This window comes from Alteromonas sp. 4NH20-0104 (genome assembly GCF_057547795.1).
In genome coordinates, this window is record NZ_BAAJLP010000029.1 from 1 (window position 1) to 15,692 (window position 15,692).

The following is a 15,692-nucleotide window of genomic DNA, read 5'->3' on the forward strand; positions in this document are numbered from 1 at the left end:
CGCCTAAGCGGGCTTTTTGCTTTTTCAGGCAGCGACATTCAGGACTAATTTGGCAATCGGCAAAAATAGCATTAGGCTTAGCATGCTCTAGCTGTTCAGAGTTGTTATCAACGGCCGGTCATTTACAATACGCGCTAAAATAAGAAAGGATAGTGTCACTATGGTTATCAAGCCCAAAATTCGAGGCTTCATTTGTACAAATGCACACCCACAGGGTTGTGCAGCAGTTGTTGCAGAACAGATTCAATATATTAAAGGTCTTGGCGAACTCGGCAGCGGGCCTAAAAAAGTGCTGGTTATTGGTTGCTCTACCGGCTATGGCCTGGCGTCACGGATCACTTCAGCGTTTGGTTATGGTGCTGACACGCTGGGGGTGTGCTTTGAGAAAGCCCCGTCAGAACGTAAAACCGCTACGGCCGGCTGGTACAACACCGCGGCATTCCATGAGCAGGCAAAAGCCGCCGACCTTTATGCCGAAACCCTCAACGGCGATGCGTTCTCGAATGAGCTGAAAGAGCTGGTCATCGAAAAAATTAAAGCCGAAATGGGGCAGGTTGACTTAGTGATATACAGCCTGGCTTCGCCGCGTCGCACCGACCCGGCAACCGGTGAAACCTTTAAGTCCACGCTTAAGCCAGTGGGTCAGGCTTATACCACCAAAACCTATGACACGGATAAAGACAAGATCCACGATGTGTCGCTGGAGCCCGCCAGTGAAGAAGAGATCGCCAATACCGTTAAGGTGATGGGCGGTGAAGACTGGGAATTGTGGCTTAATGCACTGGCCGAAGCCGGCGTGCTGGCGACCGGGTGCAAAACGACTGCTTACACCTATATTGGTAAAGAACTGACATGGCCAATTTATGGCTCAGCGACAATTGGTAAAGCCAAAGAAGATTTGGATCGCGCCGCTACTGCTATCAATTCTGATCACGCTGACCTGCAGGTAGATGCCCATGTATCATCCCTTAAAGCGTTAGTTACCCAAGCCAGCTCAGCCATTCCGGTGATGCCTTTATACATTTCGTTAATCTACAAGGTGATGAAGGAAGAGGGCACTCACGAAGGATGCATAGAACAGATTGCAGGCCTTTATTCAGAATGCCTGTACGGCGATAGTGCAACACTCGATGAGTACAACCGTTATCGTATGGACGGCAAAGAAACCAACGATGCTACCCAGGCTAAAATTAAAGCGCTGTGGGATCAGGTAACTCAGGAGAATTTCCACGATCTGAGCGATTATGCGGGTTACCATCATGAGTTCTTAAAACTGTTTGGGTTTGACGTGTCGGGTGTTGATTACGACGCCGATGTCGATCCGATGGTAAATTGGTAATACCACTTGATAATTAATATAAGCCGTCGTTATGACGGCTTTATTTTGATTATTGGTTAATACTTTAGTGCATAGTCGGGTGTCGACAATAGTTTGCCTGTCGGGCATCGCAAGCCAGCCTGAGTAGTACCTGTGATTAAATATAAGACTAATGTGGTAGGTTAGTTGTACAGATAATTGGGATAAAAATTACGGTTTATCTCTAATCAACGTAGCGTAAGTTGCTATGTTGATGCTAAAATTCCGAAATTAAGTGGAGGACCTTGTTCAGGTTCCTGCATTTGGTCGTGATAACAGGCGATGCAGCAAACGCCTAGCACTATAAAACCACGACACATTCTAACAACAATAACAATTCAGCTGGATTGCATTTTTTGCGAAGTGGAAACGAAGCTTTGTAGCTTTGTTACGGTTTTAAACAACCAAATTTTACTGTTTGTACGAAGTACGTTTTTGAATGGTGGCTCTGTTGGCGGTTAAGCCGGGAGCGCGGCAAATTCAAAAGGGTATTTCTATTAGAGTAGTGCGATTACGTATGATAAAAATCAAAAAAGGTCTCGACCTCCCTATATCGGGAGCTCCGGCGCAACAGATCCAGGATGGTCTGTCTGTGTCTCGGGCTGCCATACTGGGAGAAGAATATGTGGGTATGCGTCCTACCATGCACGTGCAGGTTGGAGACAAAGTAAAGAAAGGTCAGCTGATTTTTGAAGATAAGAAAAATCCTGGCGTTAAATTTACTGCTCCGGTTGCGGGTGAAGTGGTAGAGGTAAACCGTGGTGCTAAACGTGTTTTACAATCAGTTGTTGTAAAGCAGGAAGGTAACGAAGCTGAAACCTTCGAAGCCATTGCTGCTGACCAGATTACTTCAACCGGGCGTGAAAAAATTGAGCAGTTGCTGGTAGACACCGGTCTGTGGACGACACTGCGGACACGTCCGTTCAGTAAGTCTCCGGCCCTGGGCTCCACACCCAGCTCTATTTTTGTTAACGCAATGGACACAAACCCGTTAGCAGCTGACCCAGCGGTGATTATCGCTGAGCGTCAGGAAGATTTTGCTAATGGCTTAAAAGCGCTTAGCATCTTATCCGGCGGCAAGGTTTATCTTTGTAAGAAAGCCGGCGCAAACGTATCTGCTGGCGACAGCAAAGCCGAAACGGCGGAGTTTGACGGGCCGCATCCAGCGGGTCTGGCAGGTACTCACGTACATTACCTGGATCCTGTGGGCGCCAAAAAAGCCGTGTGGACAGTAAATTACCAGGACGTTATCGCTATTGGTAAAACACTGACCAGCGGTGAACTGGACAATAGCCGTGTTGTGGCGATCGGCGGTCCGGCTGCGAAGAATCCTCGTCTGGTTCGTACCGTAGTGGGTGCTGACCTGGCGGAACTGACTGCCAGCGAGAAGACAGACGGCGATGTTCGCGTTGTTTCTGGCTCGGTACTCAACGGTACTACTGCGCAGGGCGTGCATGCTTTCTTAGGTCGTTTCCACTTACAGGTTTCACTGTTACTGGAAGGCCGCGAGAAGGTCCTCTTTGGCTGGATAACCCCGGGGTCTGATAAACACTCAGTGACCCGTGCCTATACCGGTCACTTCAGTGGTAGCAAGCAATTTGATATGACAACTACCACAAACGGCTCAGAGCGTTCTATGGTGCCAATTGGTAACTACGAGCGTGTTATGCCTTTGGATATCCTGCCAACGTTATTATTACGGGATTTAATTTCTGGTGATACTGACAGTGCTCAAACACTGGGTTGTCTGGAACTGGACGAGGAAGATTTAGCGCTGTGTACCTACGTGTGCCCAGGCAAATACACCTATGGTTCCATTCTGCGCGATTGTTTGGCCACCATTGAGAAAGAGGGTTAATTCATGGGCTTAAAAGCGTATTTAGAAAAAATCGAACCTAACTTCGAGCCTGGTGGAAAGTACGAAAAATGGTATGCACTGTATGAAGCAGCGGCGACCATCTTCTACACGCCGGGTCATGTAAACAAAGCTGGCACCCACGTGCGTGACAGCATTGACCTGAAACGCATCATGATTATGGTGTGGATGGCCACTTTCCCGTGCATGTTTTTTGGCATGTACAACATTGGTTTCCAGGCGCAGGAAGCGATTGCTGCTGGCGCGGGTACCTTGCCTGATGCGTGGCAGGCAGGTTTGTATGCGGCGCTGGGTGGTGACATTTCAAGCGCAGGCACACTTGGCCTGATGTTCTACGGAGCTTGCTTCTGGCTGCCTATTTACGCAACGACGTTCGTTGTGGGTGGTTTCTGGGAAGTGCTGTTTGCCTCGGTTCGCAAACATGAAGTTAACGAAGGTTTCTTTGTTACTTCTGTACTGTTCGCGCTGACGCTGCCGGCCACTATTCCACTGTGGCAGGTTGCCTTAGGGATTACCTTCGGTGTGGTTATCGCCAAGGAAATCTTTGGTGGTACTGGCCGTAACTTCTTAAACCCGGCGCTGTCTGGTCGTGCGTTCCTGTACTTTGCGTATCCGGCACAAATTTCTGGTGACCGCGTATGGGTAGCTGCAGACGGTTATTCTGGTGCTACCTCGCTGAGCGATGGCGCAGCGGGTAACCTTAACTATGCTGACACCAACGCCTGGATGGACGCGTTCATGGGCTTCATTCCTGGCTCCGCCGGTGAAGTGTCTGCACTGGCTATTATGCTGGGTGGCTTGTTTATTATTTACATGCGAATTGCAAGTTGGCGTATTGTTGCCGGGGTGGCCCTGGGTGTTGCGTTCTTCGCTACCCTGCTTAACCTGATTGGCAGTGATACCAACCCGATGTTCGCCATGCCGGCTCACTGGCACTTTGTAGTGGGTGGTTTAGCCTTTGGTATGTTCTTTATGGCTACAGACCCTGTGTCTGCGTCATTTACCAACCAGGGCAAGTGGGCGTACGGTTTCTTTATCGGCTTTATGACCGTGTTGATCCGCGTACTGAACCCTGCATTCCCAGAGGGTGTCATGCTGGCAATTCTGTTTGCCAACCTGTGGGCGCCACTCTTCGACTACTTTGTCGCTCAAAGCAATATCAAGCGGAGGATAGCTCGTGTCGGCTAAAAAAGAATCTTTAGGTAAAACGGTCGGCGTAGTACTGGCGGTTTGTTTAGTTTGTTCAATTATCGTATCGGGTGCAGCAGTTGGCCTGCGTGATATTCAGCAAACCAATGCAAAGAAAGACGAAATGTCTAACATTCTTCACGCAGCGGGTCTGCTTGATGAAGCAAAGGGCGATATTCTCGGTACTTACAACGAGTTTGTTGAACAGCGCTTTGTTGACCTGAGCTCAGGCGAGTTTGTTGATGCGCCTTCTGACGATTACGACATGTATAAAGCAGCGAAAGTTGAAGATACAAGCGTAAAAGTTGAAAACAGCAACGTTGGCTTCCAGCGTCGCGCAGAAGTGGCTTCGGTTTATCTGGTGCATAATGCAGCGGGTGACGTAACACGCCTGATTTTGCCAGTACATGGCAGTGGCCTGTGGGATCTGATGTATGGTTTCCTGGCGCTGGACTCAGACGGCAAAACCGTACGTGAACTGATTTACTATCAGCAAAAAGAAACGCCAGGACTGGGTGGCGAAGTTCAAAACCCGGCGTGGCAGGCTAAATGGGATGGTAAAAAGCTGTATAAAGACGGCGATGTGGCACTGGAAGTGAAAAAAGCGGCCGGTGAAGACAACCCATATGCAGTGGATGCGCTATCTGGCGCAACGTTAACCAGTAATGGTGTGAACAACACTATTCAGTACTGGGTTGGCGAAAACGGCTTTGGCCCGTTCCTTAAAAAACAAGCCTGGCGTTCGTAAGGGGTTATTATCATGGCTGATACTAAAGAAATGAAGAAGGTCCTGTTTGGACCGATTTTAGACAGTAACCCAATTGCACTACAAATCCTCGGTATTTGTTCTGCACTTGCGATTACTACCAAATTAGAAACTGCACTGGTTATGTCACTGGCTTTGACCAGCGTAACCGCTTTTTCTAACCTGTTTATTTCGTCTATTCGAAATCAGATCCCAAGCAGCGTGCGTATCATCATTCAGATGACCATTATCGCGTCGCTGGTAATCGTTGTGGATCAGATCCTCAAGGCTTACTCCTATGAGGTGTCAAAGCAACTGTCGGTATTCGTTGGTCTGATTATTACCAACTGTATCGTAATGGGACGGGCGGAAGCCTATGCAATGAAGAGTCCGCCGCTGATGTCTTTCTTAGACGGCATCGGTAACGGTCTGGGTTACTCATTTGTATTGATTATCGTCGGTACCATTAAAGAGTTGTTTGGTTTTGGTACCATTCTTGGCTTTGAAATCCTGCCGCTTATTCAAAACGGTGGCTGGTATCAGGCTAACGGTCTGCTGATTCTGCCGTTCAGCTCGTTCTTCTTAATTGGTGGTCTGGTATGGGTTATCCGTACAATCCGCCCGGAACAAGTTGAGCCTAAGGAGTAAGATTCGTGGAACATTATTTATCATTATTTGTTCGCTCAATTTTTATTGAGAACATGGCGTTATCGCTGTTCTTGGGTATGTGTACCTTTCTGGCCGTATCTAAGAAAGTCAAAACAGCAATGGGTCTGGGTGTTGCGGTAATCGTGGTATTGGGTATTTCGGTACCGGTTAACCAGGTTATTTACGTGAACATCCTGGCGCCGGGTGCGCTGGCCTGGGCTGGTTTCCCAGATGCTGACTTAAGCTTCCTGAACTTCCTGACCTTTATCGGCGTTATTGCCGCACTGGTACAGATTCTGGAAATGAGTTTGGATAAGTTCTTCCCGGCGCTGTACAACGCTCTGGGTATCTTCCTGCCGCTTATCACGGTTAACTGTGCAATCTTCGGTGGTGTAGCTTTCGCGGTACAGCGTGAGTATAACTTTACCGAAAGTATTGTTTACGGTGTAGGTAGTGGTATGGGCTGGGCTCTGGCTATTGTGTTACTGGCTGCTGTGCGTGAGAAGCTGAAATATGCTGACATGCCAGACGGTATCCGTGGTCTGGGTTCTGTTTTCATGATTGCTGGTCTGATGGCACTGGGTTTCCAGTCCTTCACTGGTGTACAGCTGTAATCGACGCTAGGGAGCAGAAACTATGAATCAAATTGAAATCATTCTTGGCGTTGGCATGTTTATCGTCATCGTACTGGCACTGGTATTTATTATCATGTTCGCCAAGTCGAAGCTGGTTCCGTCTGGTGACGTAACCATTAGCATCAACGGTGATCCGGACAAAGCCATAAAAACGGCGCCGGGTGGCAAACTGTTAGGCGCATTAGCCGACGCTGGTATTTTTGTATCGTCAGCTTGCGGTGGTGGTGGCTCATGTGGTCAGTGCCGTGTAGATGTGAAAGAAGGTGGCGGTGAAATTCTGCCAACTGAACTCGACCACATCACTAAGCGTGAAGCCCGTGAAGGTTGCCGTTTGTCTTGCCAGGTATCGGTTAAGCAAGACATGGAAATCGAACTGGAAGAAGAAATCTTTGGTATTAAAAAGTGGGATTGCGAAGTTATTTCTAACGATAACAAAGCAACCTTTATCAAAGAGCTTAAACTTAAAATTCCTAACGGTGAAAGCGTACCTTTCCGTGCCGGTGGTTACATTCAGATCGAAGCTCCACCGCATCATGTTAAGTACAAAGACTTTGATGTACCACAAGAGTACCGTGGTGATTGGGAGCGCTTTGGCTTCTTCGATATCGAATCGAAAGTAGACGAAGAAACTATCCGTGCTTACTCAATGGCGAACTACCCGGAAGAAGAAGGCATTATCATGCTGAACGTGCGTATTGCTTCTCCGCCGCCAAACAACCTGAGCTTGCCAGCGGGTAAAATGTCATCGTACATCTGGAGCCTGAAAGAAGGTGATAAAGCCACTATTTCTGGTCCGTTTGGTGAGTTCTTCGCTAAAGACACGGATGCCGAAATGGTCTTCATCGGTGGTGGTGCCGGTATGGCGCCGATGCGTTCACATATCTTCGACCAACTGCGTCGTCTGAAGACTGACCGTAAGATCAGCTTCTGGTACGGTGCCCGTTCACTGCGCGAAATGTTCTACGTAGAAGATTTCGACATGCTGGCCGAAGAGAACGACAACTTTGTATGGCATGTTGCACTGTCTGATCCACAGCCAGAAGACAACTGGGAAGGTTACACAGGGTTTATCCACAACGTATTGTTGGAAAACTATCTGAAAGACCACCCTGCGCCGGAAGACTGTGAGTTCTATATGTGTGGACCACCTATGATGAACGCCGCGGTTATCAACATGTTGAAAGACCTGGGCGTAGAAGACGAAAACATCCTGCTGGATGACTTCGGTGGCTAAGCCATTAGCGTAAAATAATAAAAGGGGCTGTTAGCCCCTTTTTTGTTATACCTGTATAATTAAGCTGTTTTTGCAGTAGTGTCCAGAGGGGATGAGCGTGACACAAATGAAATTTTTGCTGGTTATCGTGGTCTTATTAATGACTGCCTGCTCCAGACAGCCCGTCGTAAAAGTTGAGCACATCTTAGGTCAGACAATGGGAACGACCTATAATGTGAAGTTTCCTGAGGTGGCTGGTGTCGATGACGAGGTCATTAAAAGTGCCATCGATAAGCGACTGGTACAGGTTAACAAGTTGATGTCGACCTACGATCCAACCTCAGAACTGTCTCGTTTCAACCAGTATCGCTTTGAAAAGCCGTTTCCGGTATCCGATGAAACCCTGCTGGTGGTAAACGAAGCGCTGCGACTGGGAGAGTTAAGTGATGGTGTGCTGGACGTTACTGTGGGGCCATTGGTAAATCTTTGGGGCTTCGGACCAACCATGCGGCCGGAAACCATACCCAGTGAAGCCGATGTTGCTGGCGTAAGAGAGTATGTCGGACTGGATAAGCTGGCAGTGCAAGGCAATGCGCTGGTAAAACATCATCCTCAGCTATATGTCGATCTCTCAACTATCGCAAAAGGCTATGGTGTGGACGTGGTAGCGGACCTGTTGGAAGAAAACGGCATTCAGAATTACCTGGTGGAGATTGGTGGCGAAATGCGCGTTAAGGGCGAAAAGGGTGACGGCTCACCCTGGTTAATCGCTATTGAAAAACCGGTGTCAAATCAGCGGGCAGTCCAGAAGGTAGTGTCTATTGGTGAAAATGCGATAGCCACTTCGGGCGATTATCGTAATTACTATGAACAGGATGGCACCCGGTATTCGCACCTTATCGACCCACGAACCGGTAAGCCTATTCAACACAGCACAGTGGCGGTTACCGTGATTCACGCGTCGTCGATGACCGCAGATGGCCTGGCCACTGCATTCAATGTTATGGGATGGGAAGATGCCATTGAAGTGGCCGAAGCCAACCATATTGCCGTGTTCATTATTCGTCGTAAAGACAAGGATTTTGAAGAATATACCAGTCCGGCGTTTGAAGAGCTGGTAACGGTTTATTAATGCGCTTAGCGCTGAGGTTTGTTAAACAATGAGTACCTTTATATTAGCCTTTGCATTCTTTTTAGTGATGGTCAGTGCTATGGCTATTGGCTATATCCTGCAAAAGAAAAGCATATCCGGCAGCTGTGGCGGCTTAGGCGCGCTGGGGATCGAGAAAGCCTGTGATTGCCCGGAACCTTGCGACCGCAAAAAAGCGCGCATGGAAAAAGAAGCCGCCCGCCAGGAAAAGTTAAAAGAGTGGGATAAAGATCGGATTATCTGATGTAACAAAGAGCAAGAAGCCCCGCCAGTGTGAGCTGAGCGGGGCTTTTTAATGGCACCAGATTGATTATCTGAAGCCAGGGAGAATGGCAGGTAATCCTGGCAGCAGGCCTACCAGTGCCATCACGGTGGTAAGCACCGCAAACATAATGCCCGGCACAATCCAACGGCTCATACTGGAGAGCTCGGCGCTACGCTCTTTACAGCCAATCAGGCCGAGATTATCCAGTAACATGGTTAGCGACCAGCCAAAAGCAGGATTAACCAGCGCCGATGAGAACACTACAATAGCTGCCGACTGCGTGGTTTTCCCTTCACGGGTCATTTCCATACCGGCTTCTAACAGTGGAATAAATACCCCTACAATCAGTGCCACACACAGCACAGGCTCCCAAATAGCCAGATCCATGGGGTAACCCCAGATCCCGGCAATCACACAGAATAATGCGGTTAACAGCGCACCTGCCGGAATAGGGCGTTTGGCAATGGCTGCAGGGACAATGTAAGTCCCCCAGGAGGAGGTGAAATTAGCCCCGCCCATTACTGAGCCTACCATTTGTCGAGCTGAAGCACTGACCATGGTGTCGTCGATATTCATTTGTACTTTTTCAGTTTTCGGCGGATAGCTGATTTTCTGAAATACCTGATGGCCCAGAAAATCCGGTGACCACATCGCTACTGCCAAGACCGCAAAGGGTAATACCACCACAAAGCTTTCAAAGGTGGGTAATCCCAGCATCCAGCCGGTATTTTCGCCCCACCAGTATGAAGGACTCATGTTGGGAAAACCCGGAGCAGTATTAAACTCAAAAGGCGCGCCGAGTAAAAAGGCTATACCACCGCCTAGCAAACAACTGAGGGGGACCGCTAACCAGCGTTTCTTCCAGTGCTCCAGTAAGGCATAGAGAACAATAGTCGAGGCGATAACGATAAACGCAATATGCGCCATATCAATACCCTCAGCCCAGGCAAAGAGTTTCTTCACCTGAGACGTGGTGCCAATAAAGCCCAGGTAGAGCAGTAATCCGCCGCAAACCCCTTTACTGGTTAGCCGGGCGAGCAGGCTACCGCCTTTACTGATGGCCAGCAAAAAGCCAAATACCCCGATAAGCAACCCGAAAGCCATAGGGTGACCTCCAGCGGCCACCACAATGGGAATGAGTGGAATTAACGGTCCATGGGTACCAGCAAGGTTGGCTGTTGGCAGAATAAAACCAGAGAAAAGGACAATAAAGAAAGCGACCAGGATTAACTCGTAGCGCACATTTTCCAATACAAAGCCGTCTCCCAGTCCTAAAGGGCCGGCAAAGGTAGCCGCAATCGCGCCCACCATAACAACCTTACCGATAGTGCCGGCCATTGCCGGAATGGTGTCTTCCCACTCGAACCGGTAGTCACGCAACGGCAGGTTAGGACGCCAGCGCCGTGGTGACATGATCTGCAGTTCATGTTCCAGGTACTCATCCCTGCTGTTAAAGGCGGAGCTTGGTTTATGCTTCTTGCTGTAATCTGAAGACTGCGGCGATGAGGCTGTCCCGGACAAATCAGCCTTGCCGTCCACGGTTGCACTGTTACTCATGTGTACTGACTCCAAATAAGATAATGAGAATCGGATGAATCACCATCCTAGAGAAAATAAAAAGGCTTGTTTGTTAATTGCTTGTTTATTTGTTATCGCTTTATTTACAAATGTGTTGTCAGTTTTTACACGAATAATCAGAATGTTAACGTGGGCTTGTGCGCGGGTATTGGTCTGTAGCTAGTCTAAAGTACTAAACAAATTCGTCAGGCAGTGAATTGTTGGCAACAAACTGTTAACAAACCCATATGCGCTATTAGTCGTAGATGCTAAACACAGACAGGTCGTGAGGATAAAGTGAAACTGGATGGCTGGTTAAATATACAGTATTATTCGCAATACTATGACAACAAAAAGCAAACGGTTACCCAAACAGGCTGAATGAAGTGGCTGTCATGCGCAAGATAATACATGTGGATATGGATTGCTTTTACGCAGCGGTTGAAATGCGGGATAACCCGTCGCTGCGTAATATCCCTATTGCCATTGGCGGCAGCAGTGAACGACGCGGCGTTATTGCTACCTGTAATTACCCGGCAAGAAAGTTTGGTGTTCGTTCGGCCATGGCGTCGGCTTATGCACTCAAACTGTGCCCCAATTTAAAGCTGGTTAAAGGCCGCATGGCAGTCTATCAGGAAGAATCGCAAAAAATTCGCGCGATATTTTCTGATTACACCGACCTGATCGAACCTTTGTCGCTGGATGAAGCCTATCTGGATGTGACCGGCTCGTCTTTGTTTCAGGGCAGCGCTACCCGCATAGCCGAAGAGATCCGCCAGCGCATTGCCAGTGAACTCAACCTTACGGCCTCCGCCGGTGTAGCACCTTGTAAATTTGTCGCCAAGGTGGCCAGTGACGAAAACAAACCCAATGGATTGTGTGTGGTAACACCCGACAAATTGGACGAGTTTGTCAAAGCCATGTCGCTTAAAAAGATCCCCGGCGTGGGGCAGGTAACCGTTCAAAAACTTAACCAACTGGGCTTACATACCTGCGCGGATGTCAGAGCCTACCCCATGACGGAGTTACAAAAGCGCTTCGGTAAGTTTGGCCAGGTGATTTGGGACAGAGCACACGGTATTGATGAGCGGCCGGTACAGACAAACCGGGTGCGAAAATCGGTAGGGGTCGAACGTACGCTAAGTGAGGATATAGATTCATTAGAGGCCTGTGATGAGATAATCGACAGACTCTATACGACGCTGCAAGAGCGCCTGACCGCCCATCAACAAAAACACTATGCAGGCCGGCCGCCCAATGTTCGCACTCTTGGGGTAAAACTAAAATTCAGTGATTTTCAACTAACCAGCGCGGAACACCGTTATCCTAGTGTGCATCGAAGTGCCTTCAAGCCGTTGTTACAGGAAGCCTTTCAACGAGCAAATGGGCGCGGTATCCGATTGGTAGGATTACAGGTAGGCTTGGCCGAAAAAGAAGAGCACCGGCAGTTGGATTTACCGTTTGAAATAGACTGTCAGTAGTCAATACATGGTCACCAGCTGGCAAGCATCCGGGGGCTATTTTACAGCGTTGCCCCTTAGGTATTTTTCAGGTGAAAAAATGAACAGTTTGTTTTAAACTACGTCGGTAAACTATTACCAGGGCAAAAAGGAGTACCCAATAGTTTGTATTGCAGTAAAACGCGCATACTTTAGCGGTTGTTATGGCATTTAGCGTTATTCAGGACAAGCACATCAGATTGATAAACTAAGGAAAGTCTATGAAAAATCTATCACGGTTGTTACTACTCTCTGCCTTGTTAGCCAGCAGCACGACGCTAAACGCGGCCTCCATCTCTATTTATGCCAGCCACGCAACCACGTTGTATTCTGGCTGGGATGACGATTACGGTTATATCGGGGATTACGCATCAGGGCGCGACAGCGTACTTGATGTCTATTATGAATCCTACTATACCGCTGACGGGTTACTGGGATTTGATTTATCCAGTTTGTACGCCTTGTTGGGCGGCAGCGATTCGCTGCTGATTAATAGCGTGTCATTAACCATTGGTGAAACCTCCAACAGCTATGGTGCTAATCCTTTCTGGGTAATGGGCTCAACCTATGATGTTTGGGACGAAGCAACCATTACCTATGACGGCTTTTATGCCATGTCACCCTTTTCAGGGATGACCAACATGGGCACATCCAGCTTTTTAACCACCTATGATGGTTATCAGCCTGCCGTTTCTCTTGATATGGACTCGGCTATCCAGTCTGATTTCTACAACGATGGCTATCTGTCGCTGTTAATTGCTGCTGGTGATTGGACCTTTACTTCGCCCTCGCAGATGTATGGTGTGGATTCTGCGTATGAGCCGCTGTTAGAAATTGACTACACCATAAACAGCGTACCAGCGCCTGAGTCTTTAATGATGTTACTGTTTGGCCTTATCACCGTGTTTGCTATTAGAAGGCAGTCGCACCAACAGTGAGCCCTGGCGAAGCACGGGTCTTGCAAGCTTCCTCCTGACGATATATCAGGGGGAAGCGATGCGAAAAGCTGAACCACAATTACTGACAACACGCTCATCTTGCTATTTTCTGGTATGGCTGCGCTATTACGCCGTTTATCGTGTTGTTAAACGCGAATCCCCCAGCAATGAAAGCCTGAAATTATGGCTAATCCGCTGTATAATAGAGGCTTGTATAGCGCATCTAGGTGGTTGCAATACAAACATCTAGTTACTTTTTCCTATCCAGAACTACATCATGTGCGCCGGTTGTTCCGACTGGCGAATAGCCGGATATCCCAAGCGTTAGTTATTCTTCTTAGAGTTTCTCCACTACGCAGGGCGTCACACTGCAAAAGGTATAAAGTAGCATTTAGCTAATTGTAGTCTAAGCTTAAAAGTCGACTGCGCATCGAATTAAGGACGTATCTAATGATTAACCCAGGAATTTACCAGCACTATAAAGGCAGTAATTACGAAGTGATCGGGGTGGCAACACACTCAGAAGATGAAACCCACCTGGTGGTTTATCGTCCCCTCTATGGTGAAAGGGGCTTGTGGGTAAGGCCGCTTTCCATGTTCACAGAGGAAGTAAAAGTAAACGGCCGTAGCGTAGAGCGCTTTCGCTTCTTGGGTGAAAAGACTGTCGAAACAACTTCATAAGAAGCAATAAAGCCCCACGACTGAACCTATTTGTCTGTAACCGCTTATAAATGGCAGAATGGAATTTCAGCCAACCACGATACGCTAACGACAGGTAACCAAATAAAATGAAAACACTTATTTCCAGTACGCTTGGAGCGGCTCTGTTATTTTGTACATCACACAGTGCAGCTCAGAACCGATTTGACGATGTTTCGATTAGTGTAACGCCACTAAACGGTAGTGCTTACATGCTACAGGGCGCTGGCGGGAATATCGGGGTATCTGCCGGCGACGATGGCGTACTGATCATCGACGACCAGTTTGCCCCGCTTGCACCTAAAATTAGTGCTGCATTGGGAGATATCGCAACTGACACACCAAGCTATGTGATCAACACCCATTACCATGGCGACCATACAGGTAGTAACGCTTTCTTTCATGATAATAAAGGGGCCACCATCTTTGCCCACGAAAACGTGCGTATCCGCCTGGCCAATGATGACTCCATCGGCAAAGCTGCCTTACCGGTAGTGACATTTGAAGATGGCATTAAAATCCACTTCAACGATGAGACCCTTACCGTGTTTCACTTAGCTAACGGCCACACCGATGGCGACAGTGTGGTGTGGTTCGAAGAGGCCAACGTGTTACATACCGGCGACCTGTTCTTTAACGAACGCTTCCCCTACATCGACTTAGGTGCTGGCGGTACCGTGAACGGTTATATCAAGGCCGTTGAAACCCTGCTGGGGAAAATCGATGGCGAGACTAAAATCATCCCAGGCCATGGCCCGCTGGCAAACAAAGCGGATTACGAAAACTTTCTGGCGATGATCAAAGCCACCAAAACCTGGGTGGAAGAACAAAAAGCGGCCGGGGTGTCGGTGGACCAAGCTTTAGAGAAAGGCTTACCAGAACAATATGCTAAGTGGGACTGGAGCTTTATTACCGAAGAGAAGTGGATTAAAACGCTATACTGAGCAACGAATCACTCACTATCTAAGTAATTGTTTTTTATTAAAAAGCGGTTATCATCAATCTAAAGAGGCGTGAGGCTATATCAAATAAACTAACGCCTCTTTGCTTATCCTCATTTCATTTTTATCCGTTTTAATGAATATTGCTTCTATAAACAAAAGGACTGTTTATGGCTTCAATCTACGCAAAGTGTGTGACTTTGCTTCTTCTGTGTTTTTCTTTTTACACTCATGGCGCTAACCCTGACCGCTGTTTTGACCCTGGTAGTATCTGTACTTTCGAGGAAACGGAAGTCAGGTTTGACCAATTTACTATTCCCGAATTGAGTGACCCTACTTTTGAAACCAAAGTAAGAATGGAATACCGCGTTGCTCTGACTGTTACTTATGAGGATGGTGAGAAGGTCAGATCGGTGATTACGGGTGTCGAGCCGGGCAAAGTCAGCGTTGATATCACGACCATAACCTGCGTGTACAGCGAATGTGGTCGGGCGGATTTTAATCGTTATATTGCCCATACGGGTATGACGGCTACATTCTTCACACAGGTCGTTACTGATGGCATTACAACCTGGGTATCCGGGTTGGATTTGACCTCTCGTTCCCCTTCTGCGCCATCTCTTATTGCTCTTATCCTTGATGTAGTTAAGAAAGCGAAAGCGCCTTTTTATTTTCGTTTTGTGTCGCCGGAAGGTGAAACACTGGGATGGATTAATGTTGAAGTAGATGATGATTTCAACTTAGTTGCCGGCGACTACCTTGCTTACGGCAGTGACTTGGATGGCGAGTATGCTTATGGCCCACCTGGTTTTTTAGGCCGTGATAATTGGTTAAGAGATTATATTTATGTCTTTCATACCGTAAAAATCTGCCAGAATGAAATGATTTGGACAAGTAATGAATCAGGCGTGCTATCTGAGGTTGAAAGGACTGTCTGTCGGTTTGAGAATCGCCAGATTTTCCGGCCTTAACACGTGAGAT

Annotated in this window: 15 protein-coding genes; 14 read left to right on the forward strand and 1 reads right to left on the reverse strand. The window is 47.9% G+C overall.

The genetic code is table 11. The annotated features are described in order from the left end of the window. The first annotated feature begins 160 nt into the window (after positions 1-160). The 9 genes from fabV (at position 161) to nqrM (ending at position 9,056) form a co-directional block, all read left to right on the forward strand. On the forward strand, positions 161-1,339 hold the full coding sequence (fabV, locus tag AC27IB_RS18090) for an enoyl-ACP reductase FabV (protein ID WP_296049360.1): 1,179 nt from the start codon (positions 161-163) through the stop codon (positions 1,337-1,339). Between the two features lie 535 nt (positions 1,340-1,874). Beyond that, positions 1,875-3,215, forward strand: coding sequence for a Na(+)-translocating NADH-quinone reductase subunit A (locus AC27IB_RS18095; protein WP_296049362.1), 1,341 nt, complete (start codon positions 1,875-1,877; stop codon positions 3,213-3,215). A gap of 3 nt (positions 3,216-3,218) precedes the next feature. Next, complete coding sequence (locus tag AC27IB_RS18100) at positions 3,219-4,421, forward strand: NADH:ubiquinone reductase (Na(+)-transporting) subunit B (protein WP_296049364.1); 1,203 nt, start codon at positions 3,219-3,221, stop codon at positions 4,419-4,421. Continuing rightward, positions 4,411-5,169 (forward strand): Na(+)-translocating NADH-quinone reductase subunit C, encoded by a 759-nt coding sequence (locus AC27IB_RS18105; RefSeq protein ID WP_296049366.1) that lies wholly within the window; start codon positions 4,411-4,413, stop codon positions 5,167-5,169. Before AC27IB_RS18100 ends, AC27IB_RS18105 begins: the two co-directional genes overlap by 11 nt. Before the next feature lie 12 nt (positions 5,170-5,181). Next, positions 5,182-5,814, forward strand: coding sequence for an NADH:ubiquinone reductase (Na(+)-transporting) subunit D (locus tag AC27IB_RS18110; RefSeq protein ID WP_296049368.1), 633 nt, complete (start codon positions 5,182-5,184; stop codon positions 5,812-5,814). Between the two features lie 5 nt (positions 5,815-5,819). Further along, positions 5,820-6,428: an NADH:ubiquinone reductase (Na(+)-transporting) subunit E gene (nqrE, locus tag AC27IB_RS18115; protein WP_296049370.1), complete on the forward strand. Its 609-nt coding sequence runs from the start codon at positions 5,820-5,822 to the stop codon at positions 6,426-6,428. Positions 6,429-6,450: 22 nt separating this feature from the next. Beyond that, entirely contained in the window at positions 6,451-7,683 is a 1,233-nt protein-coding gene (nqrF, locus tag AC27IB_RS18120; protein ID WP_296049372.1) for an NADH:ubiquinone reductase (Na(+)-transporting) subunit F, read from the forward strand. A gap of 106 nt (positions 7,684-7,789) precedes the next feature. Continuing rightward, positions 7,790-8,794, forward strand: coding sequence for an FAD:protein FMN transferase (locus AC27IB_RS18125; protein WP_487122767.1), 1,005 nt, complete (start codon positions 7,790-7,792; stop codon positions 8,792-8,794). 28 nt (positions 8,795-8,822) lie between these two features. Further along, on the forward strand, positions 8,823-9,056 hold the full coding sequence (gene nqrM / locus AC27IB_RS18130) for a (Na+)-NQR maturation NqrM (RefSeq protein WP_296049374.1): 234 nt from the start codon (positions 8,823-8,825) through the stop codon (positions 9,054-9,056). Positions 9,057-9,122: 66 nt separating this feature from the next. Here the strand turns inward: nqrM and AC27IB_RS18135 are convergent, their stop codons facing one another. Then, positions 9,123-10,634, reverse strand: coding sequence for a DUF3360 family protein (locus AC27IB_RS18135; RefSeq protein WP_296049375.1), 1,512 nt, complete (start codon positions 10,632-10,634; stop codon positions 9,123-9,125). Positions 10,635-11,029: 395 nt separating this feature from the next. Here AC27IB_RS18135 and dinB point away from each other — a divergent pair, with 395 nt between their 5' ends. The 5 genes from dinB (at position 11,030) to AC27IB_RS18160 (ending at position 15,682) form a co-directional block, all read left to right on the forward strand. Continuing rightward, positions 11,030-12,115, forward strand: a complete 1,086-nt coding sequence (gene dinB, locus AC27IB_RS18140; RefSeq protein ID WP_296049378.1) for a DNA polymerase IV — start codon at positions 11,030-11,032, stop codon at positions 12,113-12,115. A 239-nt stretch (positions 12,116-12,354) separates the two neighbouring features. Beyond that, positions 12,355-13,071 carry a hypothetical protein gene (locus tag AC27IB_RS18145; protein ID WP_296049380.1) on the forward strand — a complete coding sequence of 239 codons (717 nt, stop codon included), beginning with the start codon at positions 12,355-12,357 and terminating at the stop codon, positions 13,069-13,071. Between the two features lie 450 nt (positions 13,072-13,521). Next, a complete protein-coding gene (locus AC27IB_RS18150; RefSeq protein ID WP_296049382.1) occupies positions 13,522-13,752 on the forward strand; it encodes a DUF1653 domain-containing protein in 231 nt (76 codons plus the stop codon). 107 nt (positions 13,753-13,859) lie between these two features. Beyond that, on the forward strand, positions 13,860-14,714 hold the full coding sequence (locus AC27IB_RS18155; protein ID WP_296049383.1) for an MBL fold metallo-hydrolase: 855 nt from the start codon (positions 13,860-13,862) through the stop codon (positions 14,712-14,714). A 167-nt stretch (positions 14,715-14,881) separates the two neighbouring features. Beyond that, positions 14,882-15,682, forward strand: coding sequence for a hypothetical protein (locus AC27IB_RS18160; RefSeq protein ID WP_296049385.1), 801 nt, complete (start codon positions 14,882-14,884; stop codon positions 15,680-15,682). The last annotated feature ends 10 nt before the right edge of the window (positions 15,683-15,692 follow it).

Bases quoted from the DNA above. Each gene is read 5' to 3' on its own strand.
- fabV (WP_296049360.1), top strand. From the start codon at position 161: ATGGTTATCAAGCCCAAAATTCGAGGCTTCATTTGTACAAATGCACAC.
- AC27IB_RS18095 (WP_296049362.1), top strand. From the start codon at position 1,875: ATGATAAAAATCAAAAAAGGTCTCGACCTCCCTATATCGGGAGCTCCG.
- AC27IB_RS18100 (WP_296049364.1), top strand. From the start codon at position 3,219: ATGGGCTTAAAAGCGTATTTAGAAAAAATCGAACCTAACTTCGAGCCT.
- AC27IB_RS18110 (WP_296049368.1), top strand. From the start codon at position 5,182: ATGGCTGATACTAAAGAAATGAAGAAGGTCCTGTTTGGACCGATTTTA.
- nqrF (WP_296049372.1), top strand. From the start codon at position 6,451: ATGAATCAAATTGAAATCATTCTTGGCGTTGGCATGTTTATCGTCATC.
- AC27IB_RS18125 (WP_487122767.1), top strand. From the start codon at position 7,790: ATGAAATTTTTGCTGGTTATCGTGGTCTTATTAATGACTGCCTGCTCC.
- nqrM (WP_296049374.1), top strand. From the start codon at position 8,823: ATGAGTACCTTTATATTAGCCTTTGCATTCTTTTTAGTGATGGTCAGT.
- AC27IB_RS18135 (WP_296049375.1), bottom strand. From the start codon at position 10,634: ATGAGTAACAGTGCAACCGTGGACGGCAAGGCTGATTTGTCCGGGACA.
- dinB (WP_296049378.1), top strand. From the start codon at position 11,030: ATGCGCAAGATAATACATGTGGATATGGATTGCTTTTACGCAGCGGTT.
- AC27IB_RS18145 (WP_296049380.1), top strand. From the start codon at position 12,355: ATGAAAAATCTATCACGGTTGTTACTACTCTCTGCCTTGTTAGCCAGC.
- AC27IB_RS18150 (WP_296049382.1), top strand. From the start codon at position 13,522: ATGATTAACCCAGGAATTTACCAGCACTATAAAGGCAGTAATTACGAA.
- AC27IB_RS18155 (WP_296049383.1), top strand. From the start codon at position 13,860: ATGAAAACACTTATTTCCAGTACGCTTGGAGCGGCTCTGTTATTTTGT.
- AC27IB_RS18160 (WP_296049385.1), top strand. From the start codon at position 14,882: ATGGCTTCAATCTACGCAAAGTGTGTGACTTTGCTTCTTCTGTGTTTT.